This window comes from Pueribacillus theae (genome assembly GCF_003097615.1).
Lineage (GTDB): Bacteria > Bacillota > Bacilli > Bacillales > UBA6769 > Pueribacillus > Pueribacillus theae.
Genome location: NZ_QCZG01000065.1, coordinates 1 through 11,076, shown reverse-complemented (window position 1 = coordinate 11,076; position 11,076 = coordinate 1). Strand labels below are relative to the sequence as shown.

Here is an 11,076-nt window from a genome sequence, read left to right as displayed (position 1 = left end):
GCTGGCCAGTAACAAAGGCTTTCAGCCGTAGAGCAAACCACCCGTTCACACGGGTGGTTTTGATTTATCACGGCGCAGCCCGCCCCTAAGACCCCCACTTCAAGACTTAGGGAAATCAAAGAAGCGCCAGCCGGGGGCAACGGGCGCTGTCTCGCTTTATTTACTGTATCGGATAGGCGGTCCATCTGCTTAAATCCAAGTTCTCCTTTTTTACCATTTCTTTAGGGAAAATAAAGGTCCACGGTTTGCTTGTGTTCGCCTTCACTGTAAAATCATTCAGCTTAAATGAACCCCTTGCCACTTCTTCATTGCTTGCATCCCTAATCCCGAGGGGCACCTGTTCAAGTGTAATGCCCCGGTTATAGCCATTGCGGATTAAAACGGTAACAATTAAATTGCCGTTTTCTTGCAAATCTGCTTTAACTCCCAAGAAATTGACTTCATTTTCCTTTAATTCGGGTGCGTTCTCGACGATTTTTTCAAGTGCTTCCCTTGCCTTGGCATCAAGTGCCTTTTCCCATGATGGTTCGAGGTCAAGACGATGCTCCGTTTTCAATTCGAAGGCAAGCTTCCATTCGGTTGGAAGCTCGTCCATTTCTTCGACGAAATCTCTTTCGCTAAATTCAAAGTTCCACGGGCGGGCACTGTTTGTCGGGATGGTTCCAAGCCGGCTGAGGTCGAATTCCTTGCGCGCCAGCAGCTTGTCATTTGCGCCAAGCAATAGAATGGTCGCTTCCCCAAATGTGATGTTTTGTGTGACGGTGCTGCGAATGAGCCCCGTTACAGTGACGCTGTTGCCGCTGTTTCTGTTCAGTTCCATCCCATAGATTGAAATCTGGTTCCGTTTCAGCTTTGGGCTTTGGCTGTTATGGAACGCATAAACATAACGATCTTCTTCGGTCATGTTCCACTCATCAGGTATCGATAAAGCCGTCTCAATTTCTTCGCTTCCCGCTTCGCCTTTTTCCATATCGGGCGTAAGCACGTCTTCGGCAGGAATGGCTTTATTATTTTGCTTTTTCGATCCTCTTGAAAATTTAAACATACAATACTTCCCTTCTGCTTTTATTGCTCGATTTCCTCTTCCTGCTGCATCAGTTCCCTTATAAATTGGTTTATATGCTCAGAAATGCGGTATTTTATTTTGGAAAATAATGCTTCAAACAAAATAAATCCTTCTCTTTCAAACTGTTGGACGGGATCTTCCTGTTTATATTGCCTGATGCCGATCCCTTCTTTAAACTGGGCCATCGTTTCCAAATGGCTTTTCCATAAATTGTCGATGACGTACAGGGACACCCCGCGAACGGCTGATTGCAGGCGCTCGTCATCATAGAAGGCGCGCAATTGCCTAAAATGGGCATCAATCGTCGGCTGGATGGCTTGTTTGATGTCTTCCACACTGCTAAATGCATCTTCTTCAAACGAAACGTCGAAGATGAGCACTTTGTTTAATTGTGCGGCAAGTTTTTCAAGGTCGAGGTCTTCCAAGACCCATTCAACGTCACAAAAGGTTTCAATCATTTCGACAGGGATCGTTTCAACTTGCTTTTTCAAAAAGCTTAACACATTTTCAGCCGAAATAATTTTATTTCTAAATTCATAAATCACTTCGCGCTGCTGGTTAAGGACATTTTCGAGCTTGAGATTGTATTCTCTGAATTGGAAATGGAATCCTTCAGAAATTCTTTGGATTTTTTCAACGAATTTATGGATGCTTGGAGACGTAATGAGCCCGTCGCCATTTACTTTCAACTTTGGTTTTAACCGTTCGAGTTCTTCGGCGGCATACCGCTGGAAGAGTGTGTCTTCCAATGAAATGATAAACACCGATGAGCCGGGGTCCCCTTGGCGGGCGGCACGCCCTTTTAGCTGGTTGTCGATCCGTTCGCTTTCGTTGCGCTCCGTTCCGATGACATGAAGCCCGCCGAGCTCTGCCACTCCTTCGCCTAAAATGATATCTGTCCCCCGCCCGGCCATGTTCGTCGCGATGGTGATTCGCCCTTTTTGCCCGGCCAAGGAAATGACTTCCGCTTCTTGTTCAGCACTCTTCGCATTCAGCACGACATGCTCCAATTTCTCCTCTTTTAAAAGATCGGAAATTTCTTCCGAGCGCAAAATCGATGTCGTCCCGATCAGCAGGGGCTGGCCCTTCTCATGGCGCTTTTTAACTTCTTTAACTAAATAACGGTACTTGCCTTCCCGTGTCAAAAAAACGAGATCCGGATAATCGATGCGCCGATTCTCTTTATTCGTCGGAATCCGCACAACGTCCATCCCGTATACTTTTCTAAACTCTTCTTCTTCCGTTTTAGCTGTGCCTGTCATCCCTCCTAACGACGGGTACATGCGGAAATAATTTTGAATTGTTATCGATGCGAACGTTTTGTTTTCTTCCGTATTTTCGAGGCCTTCCTTCGACTCAATCGCTTGGTGCAATCCGTCGGTTAGGCTCCGCCCTTCCATAATGCGGCCTGTATTCATATCAATGAGCTTAATTTCGCCATCATCGACAATGTAATCGACATCGCGTTCATATAAAACATGGGCGCGGAGCGATTGCAGCAGGGCATGAAAAAGCGAACTGTGCTCAAGGTCAAATAAATTGCCAATCCCAAACACTTTCTCGCACTTAGCAATGCCTTCTTCCGTAAAGTTGACGACTTTCAACTCCTGATCAACGGTATAATCATCATCTGGCTTTAAACTTTTAATCGCAAAGGCGCACACTTTATACAGCCTGCCGCTTGGCATATCTTTTCCGGCAATTATTAACGGTGTTTTTGCTTCGTCGATTAAGACGCTGTCAATCTCATCGATAAGGGCATAGTGGTAGGGACGCTGCACTTTTTCTTCGAGCGACGAGACGAGGTTATCCCGCAAATAATCGAACCCGAATTCCGTTCCGACCCCGTAGGTGATATCACAATTGTAGGCGGCTTTTTTCTCTGAATTTGTCATGTCGGCAATCGTTAAGCCGACAGTCAGCCCGAGAAATTCATGGATCTGTCCGATTAACTCCTTGTCGCGTTTGGCAAGGTAGTCGTTGACCGTGACAATATGCACCCCTTTTCCTTCGAGCGCCACGAGATAGCTTGGAAGAGAGGCGACCAATGTTTTGCCCTCCCCTGTATTCATCTCCGCGACATTGCGGTGCAGCAAAACGAGCCCACTCAGCAATTGGACATTAAAATGGCGCAACCCTAAAACGCGGCTTGACGCTTCTCGAACTGTTGCAAAAGCTTCAACCGCCAAATCATGGATCGTTTCTCCATTGGCTAAACGTTGTTTAAATTGTTCTGTTTTGCTTTTCAATTGTTCGTCAGAATATTGTCTGTATGTGTCTTCTAAATCATTTATTTGTTTAACGAGTTTCAGATAAGGCCTTAATTCATGCATGTTTTTAGGCCTTTGCACAAGTAATTGTCTGGTCATAGAGTTTATTGCTCCTTAAAGAGTTGTTCAGAAAGGTTCAGAAAATCCGCAGCGCCAGGCTGCACAGAAGCTTATTCAGCCTTGCCTGTGCCTGATTCAGCCCATTTTTGAACGCGAACTTATAAATTTATGTAAATTACCATTCTAGTATAACACGAATAGGCGTGATATGATAAAGTTTGTTATGGTGCCAAAACCGCTGCGAAATCGAAAGGTTACAGGATTTGGCAGCCTGTTCAATTCGAAAGGAATGAACGAGTGATGACAATAGGAATTGTCGGAAACTACGGAAATGACAATCTGGGGGATGATGCCATTCTGGAGGGCATCATCATCCAGCTGGAAGACGCCTATCAAATCAGCCGGAATGAGATTCTCGTATTCTCAAACAATCCGGAGCAGACACGGCAAAAATATGGCGTCCAATCTGTAAACCTGTTTCAGCGAAAAAAAACGGATGCGATGAAATTCATTGCAACAATGGTACATCATAAACCGATTATCGGGCAGCTCGATGTGTTATTGATTGGCGGCGGCGGCATATTGATGGATCTTTATCGCAACGGGCCGATTGTATACGGAATGTATGGATGGCTTGCACGGCGCGCAAACACGCCTGTTGCCATTTACGGAGCCGGCGCCGGCCCGATTGAGTCAACGCTTGGGAAAATCCTTTTAAGATCGCTCGTTAACGGGGCTGAAATGGTGACGGTGAGAGACCCGAAATCTAAGAAACTGCTAGAGTCCATCGGTGTAAATAAACAGATTGATGTTATTTCCGATCCGGCTTTTTTTGTGGAGGCACCCGGGAAAAAGGCCCAAGCAAAGAAAGGCTTTCACATTGGCGTGACAGCAGTGCCTTATTGCAATAAAACGTATTGGCCGGTTGATCATACGGAAAAATACCATCATTATATACGGGGCATGGCACAGAATCTTGATCACATCATCGAGGCAAACCCTGACACGGTGATTCACTTCTTTTCGACAAAACATCCTTACGACACGGAGGCGGCGAAGGATATTCGGCAGCTCATGAAGCATAAAGACTGTACTGCTGTGCTAGACCGGATGCTTACCCACGAAGAGGTGCTGCAAATAATCAGCGGGCTGGATCTAGTCATCGGGACGAGGCTTCATTCTCTCATTCTGGCCATCGTCACAGAAACGCCGGTTCTTGCGGTGTCTTATCATCGGAAAGTACAAGATTTTATGGATTCGGCAGATTGCGGGCGCTATGTCATTTCCATTGATAAGCTGCACGAACACCCCCGGTTCTTTTTGGATCAATTGCATGAGATGCGCCGTAGCTGGGACGGTACACGTACTCGATTCAAGGCGATTTTGCATGATTTAAAAAATAAAACACCGAGCGGTATGGAATTATTGAAGCACATTTATCCGAAGCATTAAATAAGAACATAAGTTAGGGGTTACTGCGTTTATGTTGCGGTCGCGTTTTTTTAAAATAGTAGGTGCGATAACGATTATGAATATTATCGCCAGGCTGCTCGGCTTTGCCCGTGAAGTTACGATTGGCTATCAATACGGGACTAGCTTTCGGGCGGATAGCATTATTACGGCATTTACGATTCCGAACTTTCTGTATGTCGTCATCGGCGGTGCAATAACGACTGCCTTTATTTCTGTCTACAGCAAATTAAATGCATCCTCAAGAAATGATTTTGTCCAAACCCTCTTTTCCTATCTAAGTGTCGGAATCGGCGGATTAACCGTTGTTTTTATCATCTTTCCAACGTTTTGGATGAACCTTTTCTTTTCAGGGATGTCAGAAGAGGCATTGGCTTTAACGAGTAAATTGTTTATCGTTACAGCTCCGGCAACATTTTTCCTCGTCGTGTCGATGTTATTGACCGGGCTTCATAATGTACATGAGAATTACCGGTTAAGCACGTTTACATCACTAGCGTTTAATGGAATCTATTTCATTATCGGTTTCGGCTTGACGCCATTTTTGATGGAATACTCTTATTCCCTCGGGGCAACTCTCGGTTCGCTAAGTATGTTTATTATCTTAGTATATCAAATAAAAAGGCAGCAATTGATGCCGCTTCAATTTAAGGCTAAAAAACTGCCGGAAATCAAACGATTTGCCCGTTTGGCATTGCCGCTGGTTTTAGGCGGGGCGACGATGCAGTTCTATCTCATTATTCAGCGTATTTATGCCGCTCGAATGGAAGAAGGAGCGATTGCGGCTATCAACTATGCCTCAAAAATGACCCAGTTTCCGCAAGGGGTCTTAATGGCGAGTGTCACGACGGTCATTTATCCGCTTCTTGCAAAAGCGGCGGGGGAAAATGATGTTGGCAAGTTGCGTGATACGTATCAAAAAGGCTTTAGATTACTTACGCTCACCTTGCTGCCGGCGAGTTTATTTATGTTGATGTATGCGAAAGAAATCATTACGTTTATCTTCCAGTATGGCCATTTTAGCGAGGAATCGACGAATATGACATACCCGCTGCTGCAGGTTTTTTCTTTGTCGGTTTTCAGTTTGGCGTTAAATACGTACGTGACGCGGTTTTTTTATGCGCTTGAACATACGCTGCTGCCGAATGTGTTAAATATTATTTCTGTGTTTGGCGTAAATATCCTCGTCATTACGCTGACCATTGATCATTTTGGTGTTAAGGCGATTGCGTTCGGGACTGTTGTAAGTACGATTGTTAATATGGCCCTGCTCATTATTTTTGGGAAAACGAGATTAGATTTGGCGCTTTGCAGCCGGCGTTCCGCTGTCAATCTCGGGCTGTTCAGCTTGGCTGCCGCAGGCATGCTATGGTTGTTATCCAACGTTTCGGCCAATTCCGTTTTTCTGCCGCTTCTTATCGGCGGCATCGCTACGCTAGTGATCATTTGGGCAGGAATGAAGTTTGTCAAAGAATAATTCGAATGGTTAAGGAGTACTACAGCTTTGAATACATTGCAAACCCGTTTGTACTTGATGTTGTCGGGAATATTTTTCGGTTTTTTGCTTTTTAATGTTTTCGATGTGACAATACTCCCGATTAGGGAGATTGCGTTCACAACGATGGAATGGATGAAATATGGCGCTCTTCTCTACATCGGCTATATCCTTTATGAAATGCGCAAAGCGAGGCGGCCGATTTCGGATAACGGCTTAACTCCCTTTTACAGTTCACTTGGCTTATTTATCGTCATATCTATTCTTCTTCATGTCATTAACGGAAACTTCGATGATAACCTTGCGTTGATTGACATGCTTTTAACTTTTGCATTTATTGCGGCAACTGCCCATATTAGGTGGGAGGCATCCGCTATTATTTTGTTTGCTCAAATGAGCCTGTTCATTGTTGTTCTCATTTTCTTTCATTGGATGCTGTCAGGCATGCCGATGAGCGACTTTCAAAGCGTGATCAGAAACCCGAATATTTTAGGGGTGTTTTTGTCTTGCCTGTTATTTTTTCAGCTCGTCGCCTTCGGTGACGCAAACAAATGGAAAAAGGCCTTATATTCCATCGGGATATTGCTTGCCCTGTTCATGATTTATACTTCATCAGCCCGGGCTGTGCTGTTGCTTCTTTTAACTGTTATCGCTGCCCAAATCGTGTTATTCTTTTCCAAAAGAGTGTTCTATTATTTGTTTTATGCTGTCTTGGCTTTTAATCTGCTCTTTCTCGTTCTCTACAGTACACTCGCCAAAAGCAGCATGTTCACGAGACTGAATCAATGGTCTGTTGAAAATTTCGGGAAAAACCTTTTCTCCGGTAGGCAAGACATTTGGGAAACGGCCTTTTATTACGGTTTGGAGCGCCCCCTTACCGGCCACAAGGTTGGGATAACGCCCGATGAGTATATAAAAGGTGCTCATTTTGTCCATGTCCACAACCAATATTTGCAGATTTTTCTCGAAAGCGGGTTCATTGGGTTAGCTTGCTTCATCCTTTTCCTGTTTGGCATTTGGAAAGTGTTGCAAAAGAACCTGGATGTGAAAATTGTTCGCTGGTCGGCGTGTTTTTTCCTGGGGATTTTAATTTATCAAAATCTCGAAATCTCGCTCTTCTTTAATATACAGCCGATTGGGCTTTTCCACTGGCTCATTGTCTCTCTTGGGATTAGCGGCGTGCTTTTTTCCGCAAGCGAAAGGAAAAGGCATTCCAGCAAAAACTTTTAACCGTGTGTTTAAAGGAGTACCGAAGGACAAGAAGGCCGATGTCGGGCTCACCCGGGCCATTCGAACCGGCTTTTTTGAACATCTTCTTTAAACGGCGCTTTTTCATATGGTATAGTAGATTGATAAGCATTTATCGAATTGCTTCGATTAATCTACAGAAAGGACATGACATCATGGCATATCGTACTAGATTGGCAACGTTCATTTTGATGGATTCTGTCATCGTCAGTGTGGCGATCTTTATCGCTGCGTGGATTGCCTATCCGTATGAAACGGTGATTGACACGAGGGCGCTTATCATTAGTGCGATTGCACTGTTGGTATTCCATCATGTATTTGCAACGCTTTATCATTTATATAATAAAGTGTGGGCCTATGCCAGTGTCGATGAATTAATCGTTATTGTGAAAGCTGTCACATTGTCGATTATCGCTGCCGCGCTTGTCCAATTTTTTGTCAGTGATTTTACCATTTATAAACGCGCCCTTCTGGTAACTTGGATGCTGCATATTTTGATGATTGGCGGCTCGCGTTTTATTTGGAGAGTCGCCCGCGGCCATGATGCGGATAAGGACGGAAATAAAAAACGCACGCTAATTATTGGGGCCGGTTCGGCGGGAGCCATGATCGCCAGGCAATTAAAAACAGGAAACAACTCTGATTTGCTCCCTGTCGGTTTTATCGACGATGAAGAATCAAAACAAAAGATGCAGCTGTATAATTTGCCTATCCTCGGACAAACGAAAGATATTGGATCCATCGTTCACAAATACGCCATTGAACATATTATTATTGCTATTCCCTCTCTCCATCATGAGAAGATGAATAAAATTGTGTCCGTGTGCCATCAAACAAAGGTAAAAACACAAATTCTTCCGAAGGTGGAAGATTTACTGGAAGGGAAAGTGTCCGTGACACAGTTAAAGGATGTGGAAGTCGAAGATTTGCTCGGGCGCGAGCCGGTTGAGCTTGACATCCATGCCATTAAGCTGTTGGTTTCCGGACAAACTGTCATGGTAACCGGGGCAGGAGGGTCAATTGGTTCCGAGCTCTGCCGCCAGTTAATCAAATTCAATCCAAAAAAAATAATCTTGGTCGGACATGGCGAATATAGCATTTACCGCATTCATATGGAGCTAGAGGCCATATGTGGCGAAATGGATATAGACATTGTCCCGGTTATCGGAGACATTAAAGACCGGAAGCGCATGTTTGACATCATGGACATATATAAGCCGATCATTATTTACCATGCTGCCGCCCATAAGCACGTCCCGCTGATGGAATACAACCCGCATGAAGCGGTGAAAAATAACATCATCGGAACGAAAAACGTTGCTGAAGCAGCAGCAGCTTGCGGCGTCCATACCTTTGTCCTCGTCTCTTCGGATAAGGCGGTCAACCCGACCAGTATCATGGGGGCGACAAAACGGATTGCGGAAATGATTGTCCAAAACTTGAGCAAACAGAGTGACACCGTGTTTACGGCTGTTCGTTTCGGCAATGTATTGGGCAGCCGCGGCAGTGTCGTTCCTCTGTTTAAACAGCAGATTAATCAGGGCGGGCCGGTCACTGTCACAGATCCGAAGATGACACGCTATTTCATGACCGTCTCCGAAGCCTCCCGATTGGTCATCCAAGCCGGCACACTCGCAAAGGGCGGGGAAGTTTTCGTTTTAGATATGGGCGAACCGGTCAAGGTTGTAGACCTTGCACGGAAATTGATTAAGTTATCCGGCTATACAGAAGAAGAAATTCCAATTGTTTACACAGGGATAAGGCCAGGGGAAAAATTGTACGAAGAATTGCTCGATGAACATGAACTTCTTCCTGATGAAATTTATGAAAAGATTTATGTTGGACGGACGACTGAAGCGGACGAGCAGTTGCTAACCCATTTCATCCAGCATTTCTTGGACTACTCAAATGAAGAGCTGAAGGATGAGTTAATGAAAATCGTCTATGCAAAAAACGTGCTTGTGAAAGCCCATTAACACCTTTTGTTTATGCAAATAGGGCTGAACAGGACGCAAGCACAGCAAATTTGCTCCGGACAAGCTTCGGTGCCCTTTTGAACCACCTCTATCAAGTAAGAAACGGGGTCCATCAATGAAAATATGTTTTATGGCAGCCGCTTCATCCATTCACACCGTGCGCTGGGCCAATGCCTTGGCTGAACGCGGACATGAGGTGCACCTTATCACAATGCACCGGGTCGAATTAAATCAAATTGATGGGCGGGTTAAGCTGCATTGCTTAAAAATCCCTGCCCCTGTCGGCTATTATGCCAATCGATTTGAAGCAAAGCTCTTGATTCGCAAGTTGAACCCGGATGTTCTGCATGTGCATTATGCCAGTGGATACGGAACGCTCGCAAGACTCGTTCAGTATCACCCGACATTGCTTTCCGTATGGGGAAGCGATGTCTTTCTCTTTCCTTATGAAAGCAGGCGGAATGAAAGGATCGTACGGAAAAACCTGCTCCATGCTGATCATCTTACCTCAACAAGCGACGCACTGAGGATACAGACCGAACGGTTTATTGCACCAAAAAAGCAAATTGACGTCATCCCTTTCGGAATTGACCTTGACCTTTTTAAGGCAAGCCGCAGCGCCCGCCGCAGAGACACCATTTGTATTGGCACAGTGAAAGGGCTCAAACCCGTATACGGCATTGATCTATTGTTAAAGGCCATTGCACAATTAATTGCTCGGCTGCGAGAAAGAGATGCTGCTCTCGCCGATAAATTGCACATCATGATTGTTGGTGGCGGCCCACAGCTTTCCGAGCTGCAGCAATTGGCAAAAGATCTGCACATCAGCAGCATCACGGAGTTTGTCGGCGCTGTTCCAAATGAACAGGTCCCTTATTATTTGAACCAGCTTGATATCTACTGCGCATTGAGCCGGAGTGAAAGCTTTGGGGTCGCTGTGCTTGAAGCGTCTGCGTGTGAAGTGCCTGTTGTTGTAAGTAATGTCGGCGGGTTGCCCGAAGTTGTGGAGGATGGCAAAACCGGGTTTGTCGTTTCTCACGAAAAACCGGGCGACATTGTCGATAAACTGCTGCATCTAGTGATTGATCATGATTTGAGAAGAGAGTTCGGCAAATGCGGCCGGAGATTCGTCAGGGAAAATTATGCATGGGATGCTATTGTTCCGAAATTGGAAAGCGTTTATTTCAACATGTAACATTTCATTAATTTAAATTTCATTTGCCAAGCGTTACTTCGGTCATTTTTGGGGGAGTTTCCCTTATTTGTTACTTTTAGTACCCTGTCAAAAAAACTTCTTGAGTTTGGTAGTCCTGTCCATAATTAAAAGGAACATTCTTAAGGCAAGGTTTTTACATAATCCACTATAAATGAACTATTAAAAGTCATTGGGTGAAAAGAAATTTACCAATTTATTAGTAAGCGTCAAAATCAAAACCACCCGTGTGAACGGGTGGTTTGCTCTACGGCTGAAAGCCTTTGTTACTGGCCAGC

At 44.9% G+C, this 11,076-nt stretch carries 8 protein-coding genes; 5 read left to right on the top strand and 3 right to left on the bottom strand.

Features of this window, described 5'->3' with window-relative positions:
• The 3 genes from DCC39_RS19320 to secA2 all read right to left on the bottom strand — a co-directional run.
• Positions 1 to 185: hypothetical protein (locus DCC39_RS19320; protein ID WP_205948543.1), on the bottom strand; the 185-nt coding region annotated here is incomplete at its 3' end.
• On the bottom strand, positions 161 to 1,045 hold the full coding sequence (locus tag DCC39_RS17880; RefSeq protein ID WP_116556250.1) for an accessory Sec system S-layer assembly protein: 885 nt from the start codon (positions 1,043 to 1,045) through the stop codon (positions 161 to 163). The genes DCC39_RS17880 and DCC39_RS19320, both read right to left, overlap by 25 nt.
• A 20-nt stretch (positions 1,046 to 1,065) precedes the next feature.
• Entirely contained in the window at positions 1,066 to 3,435 is a 2,370-nt protein-coding gene (secA2, locus tag DCC39_RS17875; RefSeq protein WP_116556249.1) for an accessory Sec system translocase SecA2, read from the bottom strand.
• A 261-nt stretch (positions 3,436 to 3,696) separates the two neighbouring features.
• Between secA2 and DCC39_RS17870 the strand changes: the two genes are divergently transcribed.
• From DCC39_RS17870 to DCC39_RS17850, 5 genes are all read left to right on the top strand, one after another.
• Positions 3,697 to 4,848, top strand: coding sequence for a polysaccharide pyruvyl transferase family protein (locus DCC39_RS17870; protein WP_116556248.1), 1,152 nt, complete (start codon positions 3,697 to 3,699; stop codon positions 4,846 to 4,848).
• Between the two features lie 31 nt (positions 4,849 to 4,879).
• The gene (murJ, locus tag DCC39_RS17865; RefSeq protein ID WP_116556247.1) at positions 4,880 to 6,343 is read left to right on the top strand and encodes a murein biosynthesis integral membrane protein MurJ; all 1,464 of its coding nucleotides are present in this window, start codon (positions 4,880 to 4,882) and stop codon (positions 6,341 to 6,343) included.
• A 27-nt stretch (positions 6,344 to 6,370) separates the two neighbouring features.
• Positions 6,371 to 7,591 carry an O-antigen ligase family protein gene (locus DCC39_RS17860; RefSeq protein ID WP_116556246.1) on the top strand — a complete coding sequence of 407 codons (1,221 nt, stop codon included), beginning with the start codon at positions 6,371 to 6,373 and terminating at the stop codon, positions 7,589 to 7,591.
• A 173-nt stretch (positions 7,592 to 7,764) separates the two neighbouring features.
• Complete coding sequence (locus tag DCC39_RS17855; RefSeq protein WP_116556251.1) at positions 7,765 to 9,585, top strand: polysaccharide biosynthesis protein; 1,821 nt, start codon at positions 7,765 to 7,767, stop codon at positions 9,583 to 9,585.
• A 115-nt stretch (positions 9,586 to 9,700) separates the two neighbouring features.
• A complete protein-coding gene (locus DCC39_RS17850; protein ID WP_116556245.1) occupies positions 9,701 to 10,780 on the top strand; it encodes a glycosyltransferase in 1,080 nt (359 codons plus the stop codon).
• Positions 10,781 to 11,076 lie beyond the last annotated feature (296 nt).

What these genes read in the sequence shown, in the direction of transcription:
- DCC39_RS17850 (WP_116556245.1), top strand. Translation starts at nt 9,701, where the DNA reads ATGAAAATATGTTTTATGGCAGCCGCTTCATCCATTCACACCGTGCGC.
- DCC39_RS17870 (WP_116556248.1), top strand. Translation starts at nt 3,697, where the DNA reads ATGACAATAGGAATTGTCGGAAACTACGGAAATGACAATCTGGGGGAT.
- secA2 (WP_116556249.1), bottom strand. Translation starts at nt 3,435, where the DNA reads ATGACCAGACAATTACTTGTGCAAAGGCCTAAAAACATGCATGAATTA.
- DCC39_RS17855 (WP_116556251.1), top strand. Translation starts at nt 7,765, where the DNA reads ATGGCATATCGTACTAGATTGGCAACGTTCATTTTGATGGATTCTGTC.
- DCC39_RS17880 (WP_116556250.1), bottom strand. Translation starts at nt 1,045, where the DNA reads ATGTTTAAATTTTCAAGAGGATCGAAAAAGCAAAATAATAAAGCCATT.
- murJ (WP_116556247.1), top strand. Translation starts at nt 4,880, where the DNA reads ATGTTGCGGTCGCGTTTTTTTAAAATAGTAGGTGCGATAACGATTATG.